Source organism: Streptococcus infantis, from assembly GCF_047465525.1.
Classification (GTDB): Bacteria; Bacillota; Bacilli; order Lactobacillales; family Streptococcaceae; genus Streptococcus; species Streptococcus infantis_R.
Genome location: NZ_JASGZS010000030.1, coordinates 1 through 23,185, shown reverse-complemented (window position 1 = coordinate 23,185; position 23,185 = coordinate 1). Strand labels below are relative to the sequence as shown.

Annotated in this window: 26 protein-coding genes; 21 read left to right on the top strand and 5 right to left on the bottom strand. The window is 40.4% G+C overall.

Annotated features, from left to right (window positions below; all coding sequences use genetic code 11):
• Positions 1 to 462 precede the first annotated feature (462 nt).
• Positions 463 to 738, bottom strand: coding sequence for a DUF3270 family protein (locus QM374_RS09385; RefSeq protein WP_049548330.1), 276 nt, complete (start codon positions 736 to 738; stop codon positions 463 to 465).
• A 138-nt stretch (positions 739 to 876) separates the two neighbouring features.
• Between QM374_RS09385 and QM374_RS09380 the strand changes: the two genes are divergently transcribed.
• The 9 genes from QM374_RS09380 (at position 877) to QM374_RS09340 (ending at position 9,616) form a co-directional block, all read left to right on the top strand.
• Positions 877 to 1,806, top strand: coding sequence for a peptidase U32 family protein (locus QM374_RS09380; RefSeq protein ID WP_414311575.1), 930 nt, complete (start codon positions 877 to 879; stop codon positions 1,804 to 1,806).
• Positions 1,807 to 1,911: 105 nt separating this feature from the next.
• Positions 1,912 to 2,595, top strand: a complete 684-nt coding sequence (gene rpiA / locus QM374_RS09375) for a ribose-5-phosphate isomerase RpiA (protein ID WP_371561080.1) — start codon at positions 1,912 to 1,914, stop codon at positions 2,593 to 2,595.
• Positions 2,596 to 2,607: 12 nt separating this feature from the next.
• On the top strand, positions 2,608 to 3,819 hold the full coding sequence (locus QM374_RS09370; protein ID WP_414311574.1) for a phosphopentomutase: 1,212 nt from the start codon (positions 2,608 to 2,610) through the stop codon (positions 3,817 to 3,819).
• Between the two features lies 1 nt (position 3,820).
• Positions 3,821 to 4,381, top strand: a complete 561-nt coding sequence (locus tag QM374_RS09365) for a DUF1697 domain-containing protein (RefSeq protein WP_414311573.1) — start codon at positions 3,821 to 3,823, stop codon at positions 4,379 to 4,381.
• Entirely contained in the window at positions 4,378 to 5,187 is an 810-nt protein-coding gene (locus QM374_RS09360; RefSeq protein WP_000173180.1) for a purine-nucleoside phosphorylase, read from the top strand. The genes QM374_RS09365 and QM374_RS09360 overlap by 4 nt, the downstream gene beginning before the upstream one ends.
• Before the next feature lie 4 nt (positions 5,188 to 5,191).
• Complete coding sequence (locus QM374_RS09355) at positions 5,192 to 6,427, top strand: chloride channel protein (protein WP_414311572.1); 1,236 nt, start codon at positions 5,192 to 5,194, stop codon at positions 6,425 to 6,427.
• A complete protein-coding gene (locus QM374_RS09350; protein ID WP_414311571.1) occupies positions 6,424 to 7,134 on the top strand; it encodes a type 1 glutamine amidotransferase in 711 nt (236 codons plus the stop codon). Before QM374_RS09355 ends, QM374_RS09350 begins: the two co-directional genes overlap by 4 nt.
• Positions 7,135 to 7,945: 811 nt before the next feature.
• The gene (deoD, locus tag QM374_RS09345) at positions 7,946 to 8,656 is read left to right on the top strand and encodes a purine-nucleoside phosphorylase (protein ID WP_414311570.1); all 711 of its coding nucleotides are present in this window, start codon (positions 7,946 to 7,948) and stop codon (positions 8,654 to 8,656) included.
• A 228-nt stretch (positions 8,657 to 8,884) separates the two neighbouring features.
• Positions 8,885 to 9,616: an NAD-dependent protein deacylase gene (locus tag QM374_RS09340; protein ID WP_414311569.1), complete on the top strand. Its 732-nt coding sequence runs from the start codon at positions 8,885 to 8,887 to the stop codon at positions 9,614 to 9,616.
• 341 nt (positions 9,617 to 9,957) lie between these two features.
• Here QM374_RS09340 and QM374_RS09335 read toward each other — a convergent pair whose 3' ends face one another.
• The 3 genes from QM374_RS09335 to coaA all read right to left on the bottom strand — a co-directional run bounded on the left by QM374_RS09335 (position 9,958) and on the right by coaA (position 11,757).
• The gene (locus QM374_RS09335; RefSeq protein ID WP_414311568.1) at positions 9,958 to 10,470 is read right to left on the bottom strand and encodes a DNA topology modulation protein; all 513 of its coding nucleotides are present in this window, start codon (positions 10,468 to 10,470) and stop codon (positions 9,958 to 9,960) included.
• A gap of 65 nt (positions 10,471 to 10,535) precedes the next feature.
• On the bottom strand, positions 10,536 to 10,784 hold the full coding sequence (gene rpsT / locus QM374_RS09330; RefSeq protein ID WP_029689628.1) for a 30S ribosomal protein S20: 249 nt from the start codon (positions 10,782 to 10,784) through the stop codon (positions 10,536 to 10,538).
• Positions 10,785 to 10,836: 52 nt separating this feature from the next.
• Positions 10,837 to 11,757, bottom strand: coding sequence for a type I pantothenate kinase (gene coaA / locus QM374_RS09325; protein WP_414311567.1), 921 nt, complete (start codon positions 11,755 to 11,757; stop codon positions 10,837 to 10,839).
• Between the two features lie 122 nt (positions 11,758 to 11,879).
• Between coaA and QM374_RS09320 the strand changes: the two genes are divergently transcribed.
• From QM374_RS09320 to QM374_RS09280, 9 genes are all read left to right on the top strand, one after another.
• The gene (locus tag QM374_RS09320; protein ID WP_414311566.1) at positions 11,880 to 12,158 is read left to right on the top strand and encodes a 1,4-dihydroxy-2-naphthoate prenyltransferase; all 279 of its coding nucleotides are present in this window, start codon (positions 11,880 to 11,882) and stop codon (positions 12,156 to 12,158) included.
• A gap of 107 nt (positions 12,159 to 12,265) precedes the next feature.
• Positions 12,266 to 12,856 (top strand): class I SAM-dependent methyltransferase, encoded by a 591-nt coding sequence (locus QM374_RS09315; protein WP_414311565.1) that lies wholly within the window; start codon positions 12,266 to 12,268, stop codon positions 12,854 to 12,856.
• On the top strand, positions 12,853 to 14,136 hold the full coding sequence (locus tag QM374_RS09310) for a pyrimidine-nucleoside phosphorylase (protein ID WP_281335461.1): 1,284 nt from the start codon (positions 12,853 to 12,855) through the stop codon (positions 14,134 to 14,136). The genes QM374_RS09315 and QM374_RS09310 overlap by 4 nt, the downstream gene beginning before the upstream one ends.
• A 17-nt stretch (positions 14,137 to 14,153) precedes the next feature.
• Positions 14,154 to 14,816 carry a deoxyribose-phosphate aldolase gene (gene deoC / locus QM374_RS09305; RefSeq protein WP_414311564.1) on the top strand — a complete coding sequence of 221 codons (663 nt, stop codon included), beginning with the start codon at positions 14,154 to 14,156 and terminating at the stop codon, positions 14,814 to 14,816.
• Positions 14,803 to 15,192 carry a cytidine deaminase gene (locus QM374_RS09300; protein ID WP_414311563.1) on the top strand — a complete coding sequence of 130 codons (390 nt, stop codon included), beginning with the start codon at positions 14,803 to 14,805 and terminating at the stop codon, positions 15,190 to 15,192. The genes deoC and QM374_RS09300 overlap by 14 nt, the downstream gene beginning before the upstream one ends.
• 90 nt (positions 15,193 to 15,282) lie before the next feature.
• A complete protein-coding gene (locus QM374_RS09295; RefSeq protein ID WP_049527914.1) occupies positions 15,283 to 16,338 on the top strand; it encodes a BMP family lipoprotein in 1,056 nt (351 codons plus the stop codon).
• Positions 16,339 to 16,479: 141 nt separating this feature from the next.
• On the top strand, positions 16,480 to 18,009 hold the full coding sequence (locus QM374_RS09290; RefSeq protein ID WP_414311562.1) for an ABC transporter ATP-binding protein: 1,530 nt from the start codon (positions 16,480 to 16,482) through the stop codon (positions 18,007 to 18,009).
• Entirely contained in the window at positions 18,009 to 19,067 is a 1,059-nt protein-coding gene (locus QM374_RS09285) for an ABC transporter permease (RefSeq protein WP_414311561.1), read from the top strand. The genes QM374_RS09290 and QM374_RS09285 overlap by 1 nt, the downstream gene beginning before the upstream one ends.
• A gap of 2 nt (positions 19,068 to 19,069) precedes the next feature.
• Positions 19,070 to 20,026 carry an ABC transporter permease gene (locus QM374_RS09280; RefSeq protein WP_049509105.1) on the top strand — a complete coding sequence of 319 codons (957 nt, stop codon included), beginning with the start codon at positions 19,070 to 19,072 and terminating at the stop codon, positions 20,024 to 20,026.
• Between the two features lie 30 nt (positions 20,027 to 20,056).
• Here the strand turns inward: QM374_RS09280 and plsY are convergent, their stop codons facing one another.
• The gene (plsY, locus tag QM374_RS09275; protein ID WP_414311560.1) at positions 20,057 to 20,698 is read right to left on the bottom strand and encodes a glycerol-3-phosphate 1-O-acyltransferase PlsY; all 642 of its coding nucleotides are present in this window, start codon (positions 20,696 to 20,698) and stop codon (positions 20,057 to 20,059) included.
• Between the two features lie 215 nt (positions 20,699 to 20,913).
• Here plsY and QM374_RS09270 point away from each other — a divergent pair, with 215 nt between their 5' ends.
• Genes QM374_RS09270 through QM374_RS09260 form a run of 3 tightly spaced genes read left to right on the top strand, consistent with a single transcriptional unit; the run spans position 20,914 to position 23,047 of the window.
• Positions 20,914 to 21,555: an amino acid ABC transporter permease gene (locus tag QM374_RS09270; protein WP_414311559.1), complete on the top strand. Its 642-nt coding sequence runs from the start codon at positions 20,914 to 20,916 to the stop codon at positions 21,553 to 21,555.
• A 10-nt stretch (positions 21,556 to 21,565) separates the two neighbouring features.
• A complete protein-coding gene (locus tag QM374_RS09265) occupies positions 21,566 to 22,195 on the top strand; it encodes an amino acid ABC transporter ATP-binding protein (RefSeq protein ID WP_414311558.1) in 630 nt (209 codons plus the stop codon).
• A gap of 9 nt (positions 22,196 to 22,204) precedes the next feature.
• Positions 22,205 to 23,047, top strand: coding sequence for an amino acid ABC transporter substrate-binding protein (locus tag QM374_RS09260; protein ID WP_414311557.1), 843 nt, complete (start codon positions 22,205 to 22,207; stop codon positions 23,045 to 23,047).
• Positions 23,048 to 23,185: the final 138 nt, after the last annotated feature.

Below are 23,185 nucleotides of genomic sequence, written 5' to 3'. Positions count from 1 at the left end.
AACCACGATATTATACAAACTAGAATAAGGACTGACATCCATAGTTAACTGATTATCAAGCATCATTTCACCTCATCTCTAGTATAACAAAAAAGCCATCTATTGGATGACTTTTTCAGTGGGCTCAGCTAGCTGGGTGTCTTTTTGTGAAATGATTTCCCCTATCTATCGGATAAAAGAAATTGTTTTTCATCAATGTTTTTAAAGTCTATCATCTTCTGAAGATTAGAAGTAGAAGGAGCGCTCTCTATGTCTAAAAGGAGTTTTATGGATATGTCAAATTTCTGTAAAACTAAACAACTTTTGAAGTAAAGATTGCAATTCAAACACCATCCAAGCGTAAAAATAAATAAAAAAAGGCTGTGAATTAGAAAGCGGTAGACCAAGTATCGCTTTTCTAGTCGCAGCTCTTTAGCTATCGTAGAAAAAATAGGTCGGGACAAAAATCCCGACCTTTTGAATCTAATAAAATTTCTTCTTAATCATTGAACGTTGAAAGTTTGATGCCGCTAAACTCAAGGCAATTGCTAGGCTAAAAGCCAGAACTGTATTAAACTTGAGGGCTAAAAAGATAAAGCTAAACAAGGCTAAAAAGACGCAAAAACAAGCAATGTTTACAAAGAAAAGAACTTCCTTCAAACTAGCAACGGAAGTTGTTTCTGGAACATAGTCTTGGTATAGCGTTGTTTGAGTTTCCTCTTCTTCAAACTCATACGATTGATATTTTCTTACGGGCATGATTCTCTCCTTAACAGTACTCTTTCATTTTACCATTTTTCAAGAAAAAAATTATTACAGTAAGGTTACAAAAATAATAAGTAAATTTATCATTTTAGGGAATAGCTGATTTTTCAGAAATGTGGTATAATTTTTCTTATGGAAAAGATTATTATTACAGCAACTGCTGAAAGCATTGAACAAGTAAAAGAATTACTAGAGGCGGGAGTTGACCGTATCTATGTCGGTGAGAAAGATTTTGGGCTTCGTCTACCAAAGACTTTTTCTTATGATGAACTGAGAACCATCGCTGGTCTGGTTCATGATGCAGGTAAGGAATTGATCGTAGCGGTCAATGCTCTTATGCATCAGGATATGATGGATCGTATCAAACCCTTTCTTGATTTCTTGGAAGAAATTAAAACAGACTACATTACTGTTGGGGATGCGGGTGTCTTTTATGTTGTCAATCGCGATGGTTATTCTTTTAAAACCATCTATGATGCCTCAACGATGGTAACTAGCAGCCGTCAGATCAATTTCTGGGGACAAAAGGCTGGCGCTTCTGAGGCAGTATTGGCTCGTGAAATTCCATCAGCTGAACTCTTTAAAATGCCTGAAATTTTGGAAATTCCTGCTGAAATTTTGGTCTATGGAGCAAGTGTTATCCACCACTCTAAGCGTCCACTCTTGCAGAATTACTATAATTTTACTCAGATTGATGATGAAAAAACACGTCAACGCGACCTCTTCTTAGCAGAGCCTAGTGATCCAGATAGCCATTACTCTATTTTTGAAGACAATCATGGAACTCACATTTTTGCCAATAACGACCTCGATTTGATGACCAAATTGCCAGAGTTGGTAGAGCATGGTTTCACTCATTGGAAGTTAGAAGGACTTTATACTCCAGGGCAAGATTTTGTTGAGATTGCAAAACTCTTCATCCAAGCCCGTAGCTTGATTGAAGAGGGAAGCTTTACGCATGACCAAGCCTTCTTATTGGATGAGCAAGTTCGTAAACTCCATCCAAAAAATCGTTTCCTTGACACAGGATTTTATGACTACGATCCTGACATGGTTAAATAAGAATCAGAAACCCGAAATAAAATGTTCGGGTTTTTCTAGTGCAAGGATGAATTTAAAGCGTATTCATGTTATAATAAAAGTAGCTTTTTGTTTGGAGGTGTTTAAGTGGAAAATCTGAAAAAAATAGCAGGCATCAAGGCTGCTGAGTTCGTAACCAACGGAATGGTTGTAGGACTTGGAACAGGCTCGACTGCCTATTATTTCGTAGAGGAGATCGGACGTAGAATTAAAGAAGAAGGACTTCAAATTACAGCCGTAACGACCTCGAGTGTAACGACAAAACAGGCACAAGGATTGAATATCCCACTTAAGTCGATTGACGAGGTGGATGAGGTTGATGTGACTGTTGATGGAGCTGATGAGGTAGATCGCCAGTTTAATGGTATCAAAGGAGGCGGTGGAGCGCTTCTAATGGAAAAAGTAGTTGCGACCCCAACCAAACAGTATATCTGGGTGGTAGATGAGAGCAAAATGGTTGAGAAACTGGGCGCTTTCAAACTACCTGTCGAAGTTGTCCAATACGGAGCAGAACAGGTTTTCCGTCGTTTTGAAAAAGCTGGTTATAAGCCAAGTTTTCGTGAAAAAAATGGCCAACGCTTTGTGACGGATATGAAAAATTTCATTATTGATCTTGATTTAGGTGTTATTGAAGATCCGATTGCTTTTGGTCATCAACTGGATCTTCAGGTCGGTATTGTTGAGCACGGTTTATTTAATCAAATGGTTGATAAAGTCATTGTTGCAGGGCAAGCTGGCGTTCAGGTTTTAACTACAACAAAAGGGAAATAAAGGAGGCAAACGATGTCAAAATTTAAACGTATTCATTTGGTAGTGCTCGATTCTGTAGGAATCGGTGCAGCACCAGATGCTAATAACTTCGTCAATGCAGGAGTACCAGACGGAGCTTCTGATACACTAGGCCATATTTCAAAATCAGTTGGTTTGAATGTTCCTAATATGGCTAAGATTGGTCTTGGTAACATTGAGCGTGAAACAGCCCTTAAAACGGTTCCCGCAGAAGCAAATCCTAGCGGTTACTACACTAAACTTGAGGAAGTTTCACTAGGTAAAGACACTATGACCGGTCACTGGGAAATCATGGGGCTAAATATTACTGAGCCTTTCGATACTTTCTGGAATGGATTCCCAGAAGAAATCCTTACAAAGATTGAAGAATTCTCAGGTCGTAAAGTAATCCGTGAAGCAAATAAACCTTACTCAGGTACTGCTGTTATCGATGACTTTGGACCACGTCAAATGGAAACAGGCGAGTTGATCATCTATACATCAGCTGACCCGGTTCTTCAAATCGCGGCCCATGAAGACATTATTCCTTTGGATGAACTTTACCGTATTTGTGAGTACGCTCGTTCGATTACATTGGAACGTCCAGCTCTTCTAGGACGTATCATTGCCCGTCCATACGTTGGGGAGCCTGGAAACTTCACACGTACTGCAAATCGTCGTGACTTGGCTGTATCACCATTTGCTCCAACAGTTTTGGACAAACTCAACGAAGCAGGTATTGATACTTACTCAGTAGGTAAGATTAGCGATATCTTTAATGGTGCTGGGGTGAACCATGATATGGGCCACAATAAGTCAAATAGCCATGGAATTGATACGCTTTTGACAACAATGGGACTTGCTGAGTTTGAAAAAGGATTCTCATTCACTAACTTGGTCGACTTTGATGCCCTTTACGGTCACCGCCGTGATCCACATGGTTACCGCGACTGCTTGCACGAGTTTGATGAACGATTGCCAGAGCTTATCGCTGCTATGAGAGAAGATGATCTACTCATGATTACTGCCGATCATGGTAATGACCCTACTTATGCAGGTACAGACCATACTCGTGAATACATTCCATTTTTGGCCTACAGCCCATCACTAAAAGGAAATGGGCACCTACCAATCGGTCATTTTGCAGATATTTCTGCGACAATCGCTGATAACTTTGGCGTAGATAAGGCTATGATTGGTGAAAGCTTCTTAGATAAATTGGTTTAAGATGACTCGCTTGACATTACTGGTTAGAGGGATCAATGTCGGTGGAAAACATAAGGTGGTCATGGCCCAGCTTCGTCAAGAATTGACAGAGTTGGGATTGGAAAATGTTGAAACCTACATCAATAGTGGCAATATTTTCTTTGATACTAGTATACCTAGAACTCAGTTGGTTGAGAGGCTACAGGATTTCTTTAAAGAACATTATCCATTTATCCAACGTTTTTCCTTGTTAAGTCAAGAAGACTACGAAGAGGAGCTTAGAACTCTTCCGGAATGGTGGTTCCAAGAAATGGCTCGAAAGGATGTTCTCTTTTATACTGAGGAACTGGATATCAAGCAAGTCATCGAGAAAGTCGAAAGTATGGAACTGGTAGATGAAGTGCTTCATTTTGGGAAACTGGGAATCTTCTGGGGCAAATTCTCAGAAGAAACCTATAGCAAAACAGCCTATCACAAGTATCTGCTTAAGATGCCTTTCTATCGTAATATTACTATTCGAAATGCAAAAACCTTTGACAAAATCGGTCAATTTTTAAAAGATTATGAAGGAGACAGACAATGACATTATTAGCAAAAATCAATGAAACAGCTGCTTTCTTAAAAGAAAAGGGAGTAGAAGCACCAGAGTTCGGCTTGATTCTTGGATCAGGACTTGGTGAACTTGCTGAAGAAATCGAAAATCCAGTTGTGGTAGACTATGCTGAGATTCCAAACTGGGGACGTTCGACTGTTGTTGGACACGCTGGAAAATTGGTGTACGGTGAACTTGCAGGACGTAAAGTCTTAGCCCTTCAAGGACGTTTCCATTTCTATGAAGGAAATCCGCTTGAAGTCGTGACTTTCCCAGTTCGTGTCATGAAAGTTTTGGGCTGTGAAGGTGTGATTGTAACCAACGCTGCTGGAGGTATCGGCTTTGGTCCTGGTACTTTGATGGCTATCACTGACCACATCAATATGACAGGCCAAAACCCTCTAATCGGTGAAAACTTGGATGACTTCGGTCCACGATTCCCAGACATGTCAAAAGCCTACACTCCAGAATATCGTGCTACAGCTCATGCAGTTGCTGAAAAGCTTGGTGTTAAACTTGATGACGGTGTTTATATCGGTGTAACTGGTCCAACTTATGAAACTCCAGCTGAAATCCGTGCTTATAAGACACTTGGTGCAGACGCTGTCGGAATGTCAACCGTTCCTGAAGTTATCGTTGCAGCACACTCTGGCTTGAAGGTTCTTGGTATTTCATGTATTACCAACTTTGCTGCTGGTTTCCAAGAGGAACTTAACCACGAAGAAGTAGTAGAAGTGACCGAACGTGTCAAAGGAGACTTCAAAGGATTGCTAAAAGCTATTCTTGCTGAATTGTAATGCCATGAGAGTACGACTCCAAAGTATTCCCTATGGACTGAGAGTGCTTCTAGCCACTTTATCATTAGGAATAGGGACGGGTCTGGTCGGAATTGCCTGTCATTATCTACTAGAAGGGGTGCAAGGGCTGGCTTTTGGCCAAGATAAGTCGGATTTACTCCAGCAATTTCAAGAAGCTGGAAGTCTCCGTAGATTTTTGGTCTTATGTGTGACTGGGTGCTTGGCAGCTGGTTTTTGGTATGTCTTGCAAAAGCGTTATAAGATTCTGTCTATTCGCCAGCAAATTGACTTAGCTGGAGACAGGGAACCAGCGCCCTTAGCCCACCTCCTTCATGCAGGTATGCAGGTTGCGATTGTCGGAGCAGGTGCATCGGTCGGAAAAGAAGGAGCACCACGTGAGGTCGGGGCTCTTCTAGCTGGTCGCTTGGTGAAAGGTTTTTCTCTAGCCCTCAAAGAGCGAAAAGTCTTGGTCGCCTGTGGTGCTGGAGCTGGTTTAGCTGCGGTCTATCAAGTTCCCTTTGCCAGTAGTTTGTTCGTCTTTGAGACCTTAGGACTCGCCTACAGTTGGCAGAACCTTCTACTGGTTTTGACCAGCACTTATCTGGCCACCTGGGTCGCTCAGTCCATCGTTGGTCAGGAGTCTATTTATCACCTGTCCGCAGTCTCATGGTCGGCTAGCAGTTTCTTACAGGCTATTGTGATTGCTTTCTTGGTCACTCCCTTGGCTCTGGTCTTTGCTTTCCTCGCCAAGCGGGCTAGTCACAAACGGCGGAAGGATGGGACGATTCTTTGGGCTCTTCCTCTAGCCTTTCTAGTGCTGGGGAGCCTAGTAGCCTTTTTCCCTATCTTTATGGGAAATGGCCAGGTACTAGCGCAAGCCCTCTTGTCTAGCCAGTCGATTCCTTATCTTCCACTGGCTCTTGCAGTGAAGGGGCTTCTGGTTTATCTCCTCTTGCGCAATGGTGCATATGGAGGAACTTTGACACCATCATTTGCCTTAGGGATTGGCTCTGGCTACCTAGTGACCTTGCTTTTGACTGTAGTTGGGATTCATATGGATCCTGCTCTAGGGATGTTACTAGGAGCGACCGTCTTTTTAGGGACGACCTTAAAAGCTCCTCTGACAGCTATTGCCCTGAGCCTTGGATTTACAGGCCAAACTTGGAGTTTGACAATTCCGCTTGTACTTGCAGCTAGTCTGTCTTACGTGATTCGAAAGAGATGGGAGAAGAAACGATGAAGGTACATTTTGTACTGCATGAAACCTTTGAAGTGCCGGGCGCTTATCTAAAATGGGCGCAGGAGCGTGGCCATCAAGTGACCACGACCAAAGTCTATGAGAATGAAGCCTTACCAGAGACAGTGGATGAGATTGACTTCTTAATTGTGATGGGAGGACCTCAATCGCCAGATGAAGATCGGAAAACTTTTCCATACTACGATCCTCAGGCAGAGATTGAGATGATTCAAAAGGCTATGAAGGCAGATCGTTATATTGTTGGTGTCTGTCTTGGTGCTCAACTCTTGTCTGTTGCTTATGGCGCAGAGTATGAACATAGTCCAGAGCGTGAGATTGGTGTTTTTTCAATAACGCTAACTGAAGCTGGATTAAAAGACAATCATGTCAAAGTTTTTGGACAAACTTTAAATACCGGCCACTGGCATGGAGATATGCCAGGTTTGACAGAGGATGCTGTCGTCCTTGCGACCAGTCAAGGCTGTCCACGTCAGATTATTCGCTTTAGTCCTAAACACTATGCCTTCCAAGCTCATTTGGAATTTGATCCAGAAGCAGTAGAGCTCTTAATTGCTGCGGATGGTGAAGAAGTTTTGGAAGAACAAAGCAAGAATTTGACTTATGTTCAAAAGCCTGAAGCTATTCGTGCATATGATTATCAAGAAATGAATGCAAAACTCTATGCATTTTTGGATTCATTAACAAAATAAATATAAAAATGAAAGAAAAGGAAAGGGAGTTCGGGTTTGAAATTGAACCCGTAATCGCCTCAACTTTCAAAACTAACTTACAATTGAACCCGCCCTAAAAGCTGTGTGAAAAAGATCGATTGCCTTGCAAGTCCAGTACTTGCTGCGTCAATCCCCTATTTTCACTGTTCTTTTTACGGGCTTGGTATCTTATAGAAAGGTAGAGCATGTGTTCAGATTTGAACACGAGCGGAAAGCTTTTCTAATTACTCAATTAAAAAAGAAAGGATGGGTTAACCGTATTCGCTGAACTGAATACGGGCGGAGAACTGTGTAAAAAAGATAAACTGTCTAGCACCTGCGATGCGTAGTCAGTTTCCTATTTTTACTTTGTTCTTTGTTGCCTGTCTTGTATATCAAAAAGAAAGGTAGAGCGTGTGTTCAAATTTGAACACGAGCGGAAAGCTTTTCTAATTACTCGATTAAAAAAGAAAGGATGGGTTAACCGTATTAGCTGAACTGAATACGGGCGGAGAACTGTGTAAAAAAGATAAACTGTCTAGCATTTATAATGCGTCGCCAGTTTCCTATTTTTGCTTTGTTCTCTGTCGCCTGTCTTGTATATCAAAAAGAAAGGTAGAGCGTGTGTTCAAATTTGAACACGAGCAGAAAGCTTTTCTAAAAACAAAAATGAAAGGAAGGGTAGTTCGGGTTTGAAACTGAACCCGGGCTAGAGGCTGTGTAAAAAAGATAAATCCTCCTAGATGCGAGGCATCTTTGTCGGATTTCCTATTTTTACTTTGCCTCTTTTACGCCCTTGGTATCTTATATTATGTCTATCCATATTGCTGCTAAGCAGGGTGAAATTGCTGATAAAATTCTTCTTCCTGGGGATCCTCTTCGTGCGAAATTTATCGCTGAGAATTTCCTTGAAGATGCTGTTTGCTTTAACGAAGTCCGTAACATGTTTGGTTACACTGGGACTTACAAGGGCCATCTTGTATCTGTTATGGGAACAGGGATGGGAATGCCATCAATCTCCATCTATGCGCGTGAATTGATTGTCGATTACGGTGTGAAAAAATTGATCCGTGTGGGAACTGCTGGTTCTTTGAATGAGGATGTTCACGTCCGTGAATTGGTCTTGGCGCAAGCAGCTGCAACCAACTCAAACATTATCCGCAATGACTGGCCTCAATATGATTTTCCACAAATCGCTAGCTTTGATTTGCTAGATAAAGCCTACCATATCGCCAAAGATCTTGGTATGACCACTCACGTTGGGAATGTCTTGTCTTCAGATGTCTTTTATTCAAACTACTTTGAAAAGAATATCGAGCTTGGTAAATGGGGAGTCAAGGCTGTGGAAATGGAAGCGGCAGCTCTTTACTATCTTGCTGCTCAACATCATGTTGATGCCCTTGCTATCATGACTATTTCAGATAGTTTGGTTAATCCAGATGAAGATACAACTGCAGAAGAACGTCAAAACACCTTCACTGATATGATGAAGGTTGGTTTGGGAACATTGATTGCTGACTAAAGTAGGCTATATTCAGAATGATTTCTCTTGTTCTCAAAATGATAACCACCAACAATGAATCAATCCTGAAATAGGTAAGAATAAGGAAATTGAAGAAAGCCTAATTGTGTCAAAGGACCGAGACTAGTCAGTTTAATATCTAAATCATAATCAAATGAAGTTGGAAGCCAAGTTGACAAGAAGTCAAGGCTTTCAACTTTTTAACTTGAAAATTCCTAGGAGTACAAAATGGATAAAATTGAACAACTACAAGGTATTATTGATCAAAGTCAGAGAATTGTCTTTTTCGGTGGTGCAGGGGTTTCTACAGAGTCTAATATTCCAGATTTTCGTAGTTCAGATGGTATATATAGTCTGAAACTAGGTCGCCATTTTACTGCCGAGCAACTGGTTTCACGCACTATGTTTGAACGCTATCCAGAGGATTTTTTTAATTTCTACAAAAAGTATCTGGTCTATCCAGATGCCAAGCCGAATTTAGCACATGATTATCTAGCGTATTTGGAAAAAACAGGTAAATTAAAGGCGATTGTGACGCAAAATATCGATAGCCTCCATGAAATGGCAGGATCTCAGAAAGTTTTGAAACTGCATGGTAGTGCAGATTGTAATTACTGTTTGGGCTGTCATCGCTTTTATGATTTGAATGCATTTTTGGCACTTGAAGGTCCAGTTCCTCACTGCTTAGATTGTGGTAAGGTGGTCAAACCTGACGTAACCCTTTATGAGGAACCTCTGGATATGGATGTTTTTAGTCGAGCAGCCCAAGTCATTCAGCAAGCAGATTTATTGATCATTGGTGGAACTTCCTTAGTCGTTTATCCTGCGGCTAGCCTAATCAATTATTTTTCAGGGTCAAATCTTGTCGTTATCAACAAGTCCAGCACTCCTCAAGACAGCCAAGCTGATTTAGTTATCGAAGGTAAGATCGGAGAAGTATTTTCTAAATTGAGACAATAAAAAACTGAAAGAAGTAGGACTATACTTCTTTCAGTTTTTTTGTATCACGAACTCAGAAACTATGAACAAGATTCTCTCCATTTCTAGGGGAATATTATAGTGGATTAAAATAAGATGTGAACAGAGAGATTAGAAAAGTCAAACTAATTTCTAGAAATATTTTTAGCAGTTGTAGTGTACTGTTCTAGATTCAATCTACTATATTGTTGATTTATAAATTGCTCGAGTTATTTTTAATTGTTGAATAAAAGGAAAAAAGGAAGATTTTCTGGATGAAAATCTTCCTTTTTTAGTCAATCAGTACAGTACATGCTGATTTTAATGAAATGCTACTATATTGTTTACTTTTTTAAAGATCGCAAAAAACAATCAATCTCTGCTTGAGAATGGAGAATACGCATCTTTTCTGGGTAAGTATTGTTTAAGTGTTGGTATCTTTCCTTAGCATTTTTAGTTCGTCCATCCCAGAGAATCCATCGAATAAACTCCCAATTAAATTGTTCTTGACAACCTTCAGCCATACTGTCTCTGACCTTGCCTCGGTATTTGAGATAACGTTTAAAAGCCCGAAATAGACAAGTCCATGGCGAAAAGTTGAGAAAGATGATTTGGTCAGCTTGCTCCATTCTTTCCTCATAGCAACACCAAGAGTAGTTGCCATCAATGACCCAATCTTTGTGTTTGGTAAGGAAAGTCTCCATTTCCTTAAGCATCCAATCGCGGTCACTGTCTACCCAGCCTGGCTGAAATTGAAGTGTGTCCATGTGAAGTTTTGGGATGGAGTAGTGCTTAGATAGTTTTTCAGCAAGAGTAGATTTACCTGATCCTGAATATCCGATAATGGCTATTTTCATAATGACCTCCAGAAAAAAGTGTACAAAAAAAGCTCCGAAGAGCTCATTTTGTATGCAGTTAAAGATTAACCAAGTTTAGCTGCAAGACGTGCTTTATCACGGCTAGCTTTGTTTTTGTGGATCAAACCTTTAGTTTCTGCTTTATCGATAGCTGAGCTGGCAGCACGGTAAAGTTCTTCAGATGGGTTTGCTTCAAAAGCTTTGATAGCAGTACGCATAGCTGATTTTTGAGCTGAGTTCTTTTCGTTTTGTTTAACGTTTAATTCAGCGCGTTTGATAGCTGATTTAATGTTTGCCAATGTTCTTACCTCCATTTTTACTAACTATACCATTATATCTGAAAACTTACGTTTTGACAAGGGAAAATTATTTTTTTAAGTAAATTTCATCAATTTCGTGATTTTTAGATTTATGGAGAATGACCTCGGCTCGATTTCGTGTCGGTTCAATGTAATTTTGGAGATTGGTGAGGTTGATACTGGTCCAAACTTGGTGAGCAAAATCCTTGACTTCACTAAGAGGAAGTTGAGTGAAACGGTAGTAATAGTTGCCTGGATCATCTTGAGCAAAGCTCAAAAGTTTTAAGAATCGATCCAAATACCAACTTTCAATATCTTCGACTGCAGCATCGACATAGATTGAAAAGTCAAAGAAATCAGTAATATAGAGACGGGCATTATGAGGATTTTGAAATACGTTGATTCCTTCAACAATGACAAAATCAGCGGCTTGAACTCGTTGTTTTTGACCAGGGACGATATCATAGATTTCATGGGAATAAACAGGTATTTCAACATCCTGCCCATTTTTGAGTTGGTCTAGGAAATTGAGCAAAGCTTCCATGTCGTAACTCTCAGGAAAACCCTTACGATTAAGGATATCTTGCTCAATTAAGACACTATTTGGGTATAAAAAACCATCCGTAGTAACTAGTTCAACACTTGCTCCAGGAACGATACGGGACAGCAAAATTTGCAAGAGCCGACTAGTAGTTGATTTACCGACAGCGACACTTCCTGAAACTCCAATAATAAAGGGCTGTTTTTTGCTCTCTCTTTGAAGGAAAATGCCTTTTGAGAAGGCGAGGTCTTCTTTGGAACGTTTGTAAATCTGAATCAGATGTGCCAGTGGCAGATAGATATCTGTAACGTCTTGAAGGCTAATCTGGTCATTGAAACTCTTAATAGAATCTAACTCTTCCTCGGTCAAGGGAGGAGTTGTTTTGCGATGCAAGGATTGCCAAGTTTCGCGGCTTATCCTTTCAAAATGTAAAAATTCGTTGGTCATACTATATCCTCGTTTGATATCTTAGTATACCATATTTTAGAAAGAATAACCATCTGACCAATTGAGAAAAAGCGCTTTCTTTGTTAAAATATAAGGGGAATACCTATAAAGGAGGTGCTAAGATGAAAGCTAGATTAAGAGAAAAGGCTCTGGGTTTGTTCAGCCTATTTGTAGTTGTTTTATGGTTATCACCAAACTGGGTGAATTTCTCCTTTACGATAGGAACTCAGAGCTATAACTGGACCACTTTTGTTTTGTTTATCTTATTACCCCTCATAGGTCTTGGCTACCTTGTGCTCGCTTTCTTTAAAAGAAAGTGCTGGCTCTTCTTTTTTGGTCTTGCTTGCATTTTTGCTTTTCCGATTACCATGGCAGTAGGGAGCTTTTTACTAGGGCCCTAACGCTAATCAGAACTTATATTATTTTTGAGAAAATACAATGTTATTTAAGGGCTTGATACCTTTGTAAACGATTTACAAATAACTTATTTTTATGGTAAAATAGTGTCATGAGTAAAATGTATTATGCAGAAAATCCAGATGCAGCCCATGATGTTCATGAGCTTAGAGTTGAGCTACTTGGGGAAAAGATGACCTTTTTGACAGATGCTGGTGTCTTTAGTAAAAAAATGATTGACTTTGGAAGTCAGTTGTTGTTAAGATGTCTTGATATTGAAAAAGGTGAAAAAATTCTTGATGTTGGTTGTGGCTATGGTCCGATAGGTTTGTCTTTGGTTAAAGCTTATGGTGCCCAAGCAACTATGGTGGATATCAATAATCGTGCCCTGGATTTAGCCCAGCAAAATGCAGTAAAAAACAAGGTTCAAGCGACTATCTTCCAGTCTAATATTTATGAGCAGGTAGAAGGACAATTTGACCATGTCATTTCCAATCCACCTATACGTGCAGGTAAGCAAGTAGTCCACGAAATCATCGAGAAAAGTATAGACTTTTTAGTAGATGGTGGAGATTTGACGATCGTCATCCAGAAAAAACAAGGAGCTCCTAGTGCCAAAAGTAAGATGGAAGAAGTTTTTGGCAATTGTGAGGTTGTAAAGAAAGATAAGGGATATTATATCCTTAGAAGTGTGAAAGAATGAGAGCAGTAGATCTAATCCAGAAAAAAAGAGACGGCCAAGAACTAAGCTCCAGTGAGATCCAATGGCTGATTGAAGGTTATGTATCTGGAATCGTCCCTGACTACCAGATGGCTGCTTTTGCTATGGCAGTATATTTTCAGGGAATGACTATAGATGAGATTTCTGACTTGACTATGAACATGGTTAAGACAGGTCAGGAGTTTGATTTATCGCCAATCGAAGGCATTAAGGTGGATAAACACTCTACTGGTGGAGTTGGTGATAAGGTAACTTTAATCCTAGCACCTTTAGTAGCTAGTTTCGGTGTTCCAGTTGCTAAGATGAGTGGTAGAGGTCTGGGGCATACCGGCGGTACTATCGATAAATTAGAATCCATCAAAGGTTTTCAGATTGAACGAAATCAGGATGAATTTATCAAACAAGTTCAGGATATTGGTGTCTCAGTCATTGGCCAGTCCGATCAACTGGTTAAGGCTGATAAATTGCTCTATGCTCTTCGTGATGTGACGGCAACGGTTGATACTATTCCCTTGATTGCTAGCTCAGTCATGAGTAAAAAGATTGCAGCTGGAGCTGACGCTATCTTACTGGACGTTACTGTTGGTGAAGGTGCCTTCATGAAAACAGTGGACGAGGCCCGTGAATTGGCTCAAACCATGGTAAATCTTGGTAAGGCTGTAGGTCGCAAGACAGTAGCAGTCATTACGGACATGAGTCAACCATTGGGACGTGCCATTGGAAACCGCTTGGAAATCCTAGAAGCACTGGAAATTCTTCAAGGAAAGGGACGTGAAGATATTAGTCATTTTATCTGCGAGTTAGCCCAGATTATGCTATCTTTAGCAAATGTTGAAAAAACAGTCGAGGAAGTAAGGGAACATCTTGAAAATGGTAAGGCACTCCAGAAATTCGAAGAAATGGTTGTAGCTCAGGGTGGAGATTTAGAAGACCTCTATCGTCCAGTAAAAGTTGACCATATAGTTGATATTCCTGCTCAGGAGGATGGTATTATCGCAGAACTTCCAGCCATGGAGTTTGGTCTTTTTGCCATGAGATTGGGTGCTGGTCGTGCAGTGAAAACAGACGCTCTTGACTATGAGACGGGGATTGTTTTTGAGAAGAAAGTTGGAGACTTTGTCAGAAAGGGTGAAATTGTTGCAAAAGTATATACAAATGGCAAAATTTCTCCGGAACTAGTTACAGATTTCCAAAAATATGTTAAAATTAAAATAAGTGATGAAGTGATAAAATCACGTGAAATTATCGAAATCATCTCCTAATTTAAGGAAAAACCGAAATGAAATTAAATAAATACATTGATCATACGCTTTTAAAGCAAGATGCAACAGTGGAACAAATTGATCGTTTGTTATCTGAAGCCAAAGACTATGATTTTGCCAGTGTTTGTGTCAATCCGTGCTGGGTTGCTCATGCCAAATCTGGTCTAGAAACTACTGATATCAAGGTTTGTACGGTTGTAGGCTTTCCTCTTGGAGCCACAACATATGCTGTTAAAGCCTTCGAAACTAAAGAAGCTATCCAAAATGGTGCTGATGAGATTGATATGGTCATCAATGTTGGAGCACTCAAGTCTGGGAATGCTGATTTAGTTGAGTCAGATATTCGAGCAGTTGTTGAAGCAAGTGGTGACAAACTGGTTAAGGTTATTATTGAGGCTTGTTTGTTAACTGATGAAGAAAAAGTTCAGGCTTGCCAGCTAGCCCAGAAAGCAGGAGCAGACTTTGTCAAGACGTCAACAGGCTTCTCAACAGGTGGTGCAACCCTATCAGATGTTAAATTAATGCGCCAGACAGTTGGACCTGATATGGGGGTTAAGGCTGCTGGTGGTGCTCGTTCTTATGCAGATGCTGTAGCCTTTGTTGAAGCTGGAGCTACTCGTATCGGAACATCTTCTGGTGTAGCAATCTTAAAAGGAGAGTTAGCAGATGGCGACTACTGAGTTGATTGATTTAGCGATTGAAACTAGTAAAAATGCCTATGTACCCTATTCACATTTTCCAATTGGTGCCGTATTGGTAGCCAAGGACGGAAGTATCTATACAGGGGTTAACATTGAAAATGCTAGCTATCCCTTGACCAACTGTGGCGAAAGAACGGCAATCTTTAAGGCGGTTTCTGAAGGACAACGAGACTTTTCAGAATTGATTGTCTATGGTCAAACTGAAAAACCAATTTCGCCTTGCGGTGCTTGTCGCCAAGTTATGGTCGAATTTTTTGAACAAGATCTAAAGGTGACCTTAGTTGCCAAAGATAAATCGACGGTCGAGATGACGGTCGGGGAATTACTTCCATACTCATTTACAGACTTGCATTAGTCTGCGTCACTCCCTGAGTGACAAGGGTCCTTGTGACCAATCAATCCATACTTGCAACTTCGTTGCGCATCTTATTTAGGAGGTTCAGTAATGAACAAGAAACAATGGCTAGGCCTTGGTCTAGTTGCAGTGGCAGCATTTGGACTTGCTGCATGTGGTAATCGCTCTTCTCGTAACGCAGCTTCTTCATCTTCTGATTTGAAGACTAAAGCAGCTATCGTTACAGATACTGGTGGTGTTGATGATAAATCATTCAACCAATCAGCTTGGGAAGGTCTTCAAGCTTGGGGTAAAGAGCACAATCTTGCAAAAGATAAAGGCTACACATACTTCCAATCAACAAGTGAAGCTGACTACGCTAACAACTTGAACCAAGCAGCAGGAAGCTACAACTTGATTTATGGTGTTGGTTTTGCCCTTCACAATGCGGTTGAAGAAGCAGCGAAAGAACATGCAGACTTGAACTATGTTTTGATTGATGATGTGATTAAAGATCAAAAGAACGTAGCAAGTGTAACATTTGCTGATAACGAAGCAGCTTACCTTGCAGGTGTAGCAGCAGCTAAAACTACTAAAACAAAACAAGTTGGTTTTGTAGGTGGTATGGAATCTGAAGTTATTTCTCGTTTCGCAGCTGGTTTCAAAGCTGGTGTTGAGTCAGTTGACCCATCTATCAAAGTACAAGTAGACTACGCTGGTTCATTTGGTGATGCCGCTAAAGGTAAAACAATCGCTGCAGCTCAATACGCTGCAGGAGCAGACGTAATCTACCAAGCAGCTGGTGGTACTGGTGCAGGTGTTTTCTCAGAAGCTAAATCTTTGAATGAAAGCAAGAACGAAGGCGATAAAGTTTGGGTTATCGGTGTAGACCGTGACCAAGTTGAAGAAGGTAAATATACTTCTAAAGATGGTAAAGAATCAAACTTCGTACTTGCTTCTACTTTGAAACAAGTCGGAACAACAGTTCAAGATATCGCAAACAAAACTGAAAAAGGTGAATTCCCTGGCGGTCAAGTGATCGTTTACTCATTGAAGGATAAAGGGGTTGATCTAGTAACAACTAACCTTTCTGAAGAAGGTAAAAAAGCTGTTGAAGATGCAAAAGCTAAAATCCTTGATGGAAGTGTAAAAGTTCCTGAAAAATAATGGATGAAAGTCATTTCTTAGGGGAGCGGCCTGTGGCCGCTTCTTTAAGAATTGAGACAAAGTGTTTTGTCTCAATAGAGCTTGCTAAGTTTCTTTAGCAGGTTTTATTGAAACAAAATAAAACTCTGAAAGGAAGAGCACATGGCACACGAAAATGTCATTGAGATGCGTGAAATTACCAAAGTTTTTGGTGAATTTGTCGCTAACGACAAAATTAACCTAGAACTTCGTAAAGGTGAAATTCATGCACTTTTAGGAGAAAATGGAGCTGGTAAGTCCACTCTTATGAACATGCTAGCAGGCCTTCTGGAACCGACTAGTGGTGAAATTGTGGTTAACGGTCAAGTTGTGAAACTAGACTCGCCATCAAAAGCCGCTAGCCTAGGGATTGGAATGGTTCACCAACACTTTATGTTGGTAGAGGCTTTCACTGTTGCTGAAAATATCATTTTGGGAAGCGAATTAACCAAAAATGGAGTTCTAGATATTGCTCGAGCAAGTCGAGAAATTCTTGAATTATCAGAGCGTTATGGACTAGCTGTAGATCCTTCTGCCAAAGTAGCAGATATCTCTGTTGGGGCTCAACAACGTGTTGAAATTTTGAAGACACTTTATCGTGGTGCCGATATTCTTATCTTTGACGAACCAACTGCTGTTTTAACGCCATCAGAAATCGATGAGTTGATGGCTATCATGAAGAACTTGGTCAAAGAAGGCAAATCAATTATCTTGATTACCCACAAGTTGGATGAAATTCGTGCAGTTTCTGACCGTGTTACAGTTATCCGCCGTGGGAAATCAATCGAAACAGTTGAAATTGCGGGTGCGACTAACGCTGACTTGGCTGAAATGATGGTGGGACGTTCTGTTTCCTTCAAAACTGAGAAGCAAGCACCACAACCTAAAGAAGTCGTTCTTTCCATCAAAGACTTGGTTGTAAATGAAAACCGTGGTGTTCCTGCTGTTAAAAATCTTTCACTCGATGTTCGAGCTGGTGAGATTGTCGGAATTGCCGGAATTGATGGAAATGGTCAGTCTGAATTGATCCAAGCTATCACAGGACTTCGTAAGATTGAGTCTGGTAGTGTGGAATTGAAAGGCCAGTCCATTGTAGGATTGCATCCACGTCAAATTACTGAACTGAGCGTTGGTCACGTTCCGGAAGACCGTCACCGTGATGGTTTGGTCTTGGAAATGATGATTTCTGAAAATATCGCTCTTCAAACCTACTATAAAGAACCTCTTAGCAAGAAGGGAATTTTAAATTATACGAATATCGTTGACTATGCAAAAAAATTGATGCAGGAGTTTGATGTTCGTGCTGCTAGTGAGATTGTTCCAGCTTCTGCCCTTTCTGGAGGAAATCAACAAAAAGCAATCATCGCTCGGGAGATTGATCGAAATCCGGATCTCCTCATCGTCAGCCAACCAACTCGTGGTTTGGACGTCGGTGCCATTGAGTACATTCACAAACGCTTGATTCAAGAACGTGATAATGGGAAAGCTGTCCTTGTAGTCAGCTTTGAACTAGATGAGATTCTAAATGTCTCAGATAGAATCGCTGTTATCCATGATGGTAAGATTCAAGGGATTGTAACGCCAGAAACAACCAACAAGCAAGAACTTGGTGTCTTGATGGCTGGTGGTGAATTGGAAAAAGGAGAAGAGTGATGGCTAAAAAATTACAACAAATTTCGGTTCCCTTGATTTCTGTTATCCTTGGAATCTTGCTTGGAGCCATCGTCATGTGGATTTTTGACTATGATGCTATTTGGGGTTATGAAGAGTTGTTCTACACAGCCTTTGGTAGTGTTCGTGGAATCGGTGAAATTTTCCGTGCAATGGGGCCATTAGTCTTGATTGCTCTTGGATTTGCAGTTGCGAGTCGTGCTGGTTTCTTTAACGTTGGTCTTCCAGGACAAGCACTCGCTGGATGGGTTATGAGTGGCTGGTTTGCTCTTTCGAATCCAGATTTGCCACGTCCATTGTTGATTCTTGCGACAGTTGTCATTGCGTTGGTGGCTGGAGGAATCGTTGGTGCCATTCCTGGTATTTTAAGAGCCTATCTTGGAACATCTGAAGTCATCGTAACCATCATGATGAACTACATTGTTCTTTATGTGGGAAATGCCTTTATCCACCACTTCCCTAAAGAAATCATGCAAAGTACTGACTCATCAATTCGAGTAAGTGCAAACGCAACTTATCAAACACCTTGGCTTGCTGAGTTAACTGGAAACTCTCGTATGAATATTGGGATTTTCTTTGCTATCATTGCAGTTGCAGTAATCTGGTTCTTGCTTAAGAAGACAACTCTCGGTTTTGAAATCCGTGCAGTTGGTCTCAATCCAAATGCTTCTGAATACGCAGGTATTTCAGCTAAACGCACCATTATTCTATCAATGATTATCTCAGGTGCCCTTGCAGGACTTGGTGGAGCGGTAGAAGGTCTTGGTACCTTCCAGAACGTTTATGTCCAAGGTTCATCATTGGCGATCGGATTTAATGGTATGGCGGTCAGTCTACTTGCTGCAAACTCACCAATTGGAATTCTCTTTGCAGCCTTCTTGTTCGGAGTGCTTCAAGTTGGAGCTCCTGGTATGAATGCTGCTCAAGTACCATCTGAGCTTGTAAGTATCGTTACAGCCTCAATTATCTTCTTTGTCAGCGTTCATTACATCATCGAACGCTATGTCAAACCAAGAAAACAACTTAAAGGAGGTAAATAAGGATGTCGATTACAACAATGTTAACCCTTATGGTTTCTTCAATGTTGATTTACTCAGCACCACTTATTTTCACAAGTATCGGAGGCGTTTTCTCTGAACGTGGTGGAGTTGTTAACGTTGGACTTGAAGGAATCATGGTCATGGGTGCCTTCTCTGGAGTTGTTTTTAACCTTGAATTTGCACAAGATTTGGGAGCATTAACTCCTTGGTTGGCTCTTCTAGTTGGTGGATTAGTCGGAGCTATCTTTTCACTGATTCACGCAGTAGCTACAGTTCATTTTCGTGCTGACCATGTTGTCAGTGGTACCGTACTTAACTTGATGGCGCCAGCTTTGGCAGTCTTCTTGGTGAAGGTACTTTATAACAAGGGACAAACGGATAACTTAACGCAAACTTTTGGACGTTTTGATTTCCCTCTTTTGGCTAATATCCCAGTTATCGGAGATATCTTCTTCAAGTCAACAAGTTTACTTGGTTACCTAGCAATTGCCTTCTCATTCTTAGCATGGTTTGTCCTTTTTAAAACGCGCTTTGGACTTCGCCTCCGTTCAGTTGGTGAACACCCACAAGCAGCAGATACTTTGGGGATTAATGTCTACAAGATGAGATATCTTGGAGTTGTGATTTCAGGTTTCCTTGGAGGAATCGGTGGAGCTATCTACGCTCAGTCAATTTCCGTTAACTTCTCAGTTACAACCATCGTTGGACCTGGATTTATCGCACTTGCTGCTATGATCTTCGGTAAGTGGAATCCTGTTGGTGCTATGCTTTCAAGTCTCTTCTTCGGACTATCACAAAGTTTAGCAGTTATCGGTTCTCAACTTCCTTTCTTGCAAGGAGTCCCAGCCGTTTACTTGCAAATTGCACCATATCTCTTGACCATTGTCGTACTAGCAGCCTTCTTTGGTAAAGCTGTTGCACCGAAAGCAGATGGTATCAATTATATCAAATCTAAATAAACAAAAAAGCGTCGGTTTGAAACTGACGCTTTATTGTTTAGGTTTTTGATGGGTAAGATTTAGTCCCCAAGGAACTAGGTTCTCAGTTTTGTTTTGAATACGATTGATATTATCCTTATGGCGAATGATAATTAGACTTGCGAGGGCTAAGATAATCACTACAAATAATATATCGTAACTTGGCAGTAGGAAACCGATAAGCGGAAAGAGAATCACCCCAAGTACAGCAGCAAGGGCAGCAGTAACACTAGAGAGAGAGATCATACTGCCTAGATAAAGAGTGCCGAAGAAGACAACTGCTAGATAGAGGCAAAATAGAGGAGCAAATCCGAAAATGACTCCAGCACTAGTTGCGACAGCTTTTCCTCCTTTAAAGCTTGCAAATACTGGGAAGGTATGCCCAATCACAGCTAAAAGGCCAAAGACTAGAGGTGAAACACCTTGAACATGAAATATAAGTGGGAGTAAGGTTGCGATGGTTCCTTTGAAAAAGTCAATCACGAAGGTTGCCATACCCGCTTTCTTACCTAGGATTCGAAAGGTATTGGTAGTTCCAGTATTACCAGAACCATGTTCTCTTAGATTAATCTTAAAGAATATTTGCCCGATCCACAGTCCTGAAGGGATAGAACCCAATAAATAAGCTAAAATTAATAATACTATTGTCATCATGCTTCTATTATACCATGAAATAGGAGAGAAACGGAAAGGAATCTCTTCTCAAATTGTGACATCTGATTCTTTATGTAAGTAGAAAATTTTTCTCATGAACACTATTGTTCGGAAATCAAGGTTAAAGTTTTAAAAATTCATGAAAGTTTCTGAAATTCTTTGATTTTGTGTTTATTTATGCTATAATGAGAACAATTATTTTTAGGAGGTGGAATATGTCTTACTTATTTGAGATATTACCAAGTTTATTGAGCGGTGCGACAATGACTTTACAAGTTTTTGCACTGGTCTTGCTCTTTTCAATCCCTTTAGGCATTTTGGTTGCCTTTTGCTTACAGGTCCATTGGAACCCCCTCCATTACATGATTGATATCTATATCTGGGTGATGCGCGGGACACCCTTGCTCTTGCAGTTGATTTTTATTTATTATGTCCTACCAAGTATCGGAATTCGTTTAGATCGAGTGCCTGCTGCGATTATTGCCTTCACGCTTAATTATGCAGCCTATTTTGCTGAAATTTTCCGTGGAGGGATTGCAACCATTCCTCAAGGACAATATGAAGCAGCTAAGGTTTTGAAATTCAAACCTATCGATACCGTCCGCTATATTATCTTGCCACAGGTGACCAAGATTGTCTTACCAAGTGTATTTAATGAGGTTATGAGTTTGGTTAAGGATACTTCTTTGGTCTATGCACTCGGTATTTCAGATTTAATCCTAGCTAGTCGAACCGCTGCCAATCGTGATGCTAGCTTGATTCCAATGTTTCTAGCAGGAGCTATTTATCTGCTTATGATTGGTATCGTTACAATCTTAGCTAAGAAACTTGAGAAGAAGTTCAGCTATTATAGATAGGAGGTTATCCATGTTAGAGTTAAGAAATATCAGCAAAAAATTTGGAAAAAAAGAAATTTTATCCAATTTCAGTTTAACAATTCCTGAAAAGCAAATTTTGGCCATCGTTGGACCTTCTGGTGGTGGGAAGACTACCTTGCTCAGAATGTTAGCTGGACTTGAAACTATTGATTCAGGAGAGATTTTTTATAACGGAGAATCGTTGCCTTTGGATGAACTTGAAAAGCGCCACTTGTTAGGATTTGTTTTTCAAGATTTTCAGCTTTTTCCTCACCTATCTGTTATGGAAAACTTGATTTTGTCACCTATTAAGACTATGGGAATGTCTGAAGTAGACGCAAAGAAGAAGGCGGCTGACTTACTCGCTCGTCTAGGGCTCGAAGCTCACGCAGATGCTTATCCATACTTATTATCTGGTGGTCAAAAGCAACGGGTTGCCTTAGCACGTGCAATGATGATAGATCCAGAAGTGATTGGATATGATGAACCAACTTCTGCCCTTGATCCAGAGTTGCGTCTCGAAGTTGAAAAACTGATTTTACAAAATCGAGACTTAGGCATGACGCAGATTGTTGTGACCCACGACCTCCAGTTTGCAGAGAATATTGCTGACCAGATTCTCAAAGTAGAGCCTAAGTAGGAGGTGTCTATGAATCGAAAGAAAATCAGCCTTGTTTTGGTATTCTTTCTGGCTTTTTTCCTTGTAGGATGCACACAAAAAGCTAGCAATCCTAAAGTAGATAATTGGGAAAAATACCAACAACAAGGAACAATTACTATCGGATTTGACAATACTTTTGTTCCTATGGGATTTGAAGAAAAGAATGGGCAATATGCTGGATTTGATATTGATTTAGCCCAAGCCGTTTCTGAGAAACTGGGGTTCAGGGTACAGTTTCAACCCATTGATTGGGATATGAAAGAAACAGAACTTCAAAACGGCACTATTGATGCTATCTGGAATGGATATTCAGCAACAGATGAACGCCGTGAAAAGGTTGCTTTTACAATTCCTTATATGGAGAATCAGCAGGTTCTAGTCTCAAAAAAATCGCAAAATATTCAATCAGTGTCTGATATGGCAGGAAAGATTTTGGGGGCTCAAGCAGGTTCTTCTGGTTATCTAGATTTCGAAGCTCAACCAGAACTCTTAAAAAATATCGTAAAAGATCAAAAGGCTAACCAGTATCAAAGTTTTAATGAAGCCTTGATTGACTTGCAAAATGATCGGATTGATGCTCTTTTAATTGACCGTGTTTATGCCAATTATTATCTTAAAACGGAAGGAATTTTAGATCAATATGAGATTTTTCCAGCCGGTTTTGAGAGTGAGTCTTTTGCAGTCGGAGTAAGACCAGCGGATAAAATCTTATTAGCCAATTTGAATAAGGCTTTTGTGGAACTCTATCAAGAAGGAAAATTCCAAGAAATTAGCCAGAAATGGTTTGGCGAAGATGTGGCTACAAGCCAAATTAAAGGAAAAGAAAACTAGGATGTATATCTAAGCCCACTGAAAAAGGAGCTCTCTTACTTTTAATGAAATGAAAACCGAGGAATCACTCATCAATTTGAGCGAATTCCTCGGTTATTTTGTATTTATTAAGGCCATAATTCGTTTCATATTGACCAC

Bases quoted from the DNA above. Each gene is read 5' to 3' on its own strand.
- QM374_RS09285 (WP_414311561.1), top strand. From the start codon at position 18,009: ATGGCTAAAAAATTACAACAAATTTCGGTTCCCTTGATTTCTGTTATC.
- QM374_RS09350 (WP_414311571.1), top strand. From the start codon at position 6,424: ATGAAGGTACATTTTGTACTGCATGAAACCTTTGAAGTGCCGGGCGCT.
- QM374_RS09380 (WP_414311575.1), top strand. From the start codon at position 877: ATGGAAAAGATTATTATTACAGCAACTGCTGAAAGCATTGAACAAGTA.
- QM374_RS09265 (WP_414311558.1), top strand. From the start codon at position 21,566: ATGTTAGAGTTAAGAAATATCAGCAAAAAATTTGGAAAAAAAGAAATT.
- QM374_RS09320 (WP_414311566.1), top strand. From the start codon at position 11,880: ATGAAAGCTAGATTAAGAGAAAAGGCTCTGGGTTTGTTCAGCCTATTT.
- QM374_RS09280 (WP_049509105.1), top strand. From the start codon at position 19,070: ATGTCGATTACAACAATGTTAACCCTTATGGTTTCTTCAATGTTGATT.
- QM374_RS09360 (WP_000173180.1), top strand. From the start codon at position 4,378: ATGACATTATTAGCAAAAATCAATGAAACAGCTGCTTTCTTAAAAGAA.
- QM374_RS09260 (WP_414311557.1), top strand. From the start codon at position 22,205: ATGAATCGAAAGAAAATCAGCCTTGTTTTGGTATTCTTTCTGGCTTTT.
- QM374_RS09370 (WP_414311574.1), top strand. From the start codon at position 2,608: ATGTCAAAATTTAAACGTATTCATTTGGTAGTGCTCGATTCTGTAGGA.
- QM374_RS09315 (WP_414311565.1), top strand. From the start codon at position 12,266: ATGAGTAAAATGTATTATGCAGAAAATCCAGATGCAGCCCATGATGTT.
- QM374_RS09270 (WP_414311559.1), top strand. From the start codon at position 20,914: ATGTCTTACTTATTTGAGATATTACCAAGTTTATTGAGCGGTGCGACA.
- rpsT (WP_029689628.1), bottom strand. From the start codon at position 10,784: ATGGAGGTAAGAACATTGGCAAACATTAAATCAGCTATCAAACGCGCT.
- QM374_RS09335 (WP_414311568.1), bottom strand. From the start codon at position 10,470: ATGAAAATAGCCATTATCGGATATTCAGGATCAGGTAAATCTACTCTT.
- QM374_RS09295 (WP_049527914.1), top strand. From the start codon at position 15,283: ATGAACAAGAAACAATGGCTAGGCCTTGGTCTAGTTGCAGTGGCAGCA.
- QM374_RS09355 (WP_414311572.1), top strand. From the start codon at position 5,192: ATGAGAGTACGACTCCAAAGTATTCCCTATGGACTGAGAGTGCTTCTA.
- QM374_RS09290 (WP_414311562.1), top strand. From the start codon at position 16,480: ATGGCACACGAAAATGTCATTGAGATGCGTGAAATTACCAAAGTTTTT.
- QM374_RS09300 (WP_414311563.1), top strand. From the start codon at position 14,803: ATGGCGACTACTGAGTTGATTGATTTAGCGATTGAAACTAGTAAAAAT.
- coaA (WP_414311567.1), bottom strand. From the start codon at position 11,757: ATGACCAACGAATTTTTACATTTTGAAAGGATAAGCCGCGAAACTTGG.
- deoD (WP_414311570.1), top strand. From the start codon at position 7,946: ATGTCTATCCATATTGCTGCTAAGCAGGGTGAAATTGCTGATAAAATT.
- QM374_RS09340 (WP_414311569.1), top strand. From the start codon at position 8,885: ATGGATAAAATTGAACAACTACAAGGTATTATTGATCAAAGTCAGAGA.
- QM374_RS09310 (WP_281335461.1), top strand. From the start codon at position 12,853: ATGAGAGCAGTAGATCTAATCCAGAAAAAAAGAGACGGCCAAGAACTA.
- deoC (WP_414311564.1), top strand. From the start codon at position 14,154: ATGAAATTAAATAAATACATTGATCATACGCTTTTAAAGCAAGATGCA.
- QM374_RS09385 (WP_049548330.1), bottom strand. From the start codon at position 738: ATGCCCGTAAGAAAATATCAATCGTATGAGTTTGAAGAAGAGGAAACT.
- QM374_RS09365 (WP_414311573.1), top strand. From the start codon at position 3,821: ATGACTCGCTTGACATTACTGGTTAGAGGGATCAATGTCGGTGGAAAA.
- plsY (WP_414311560.1), bottom strand. From the start codon at position 20,698: ATGATGACAATAGTATTATTAATTTTAGCTTATTTATTGGGTTCTATC.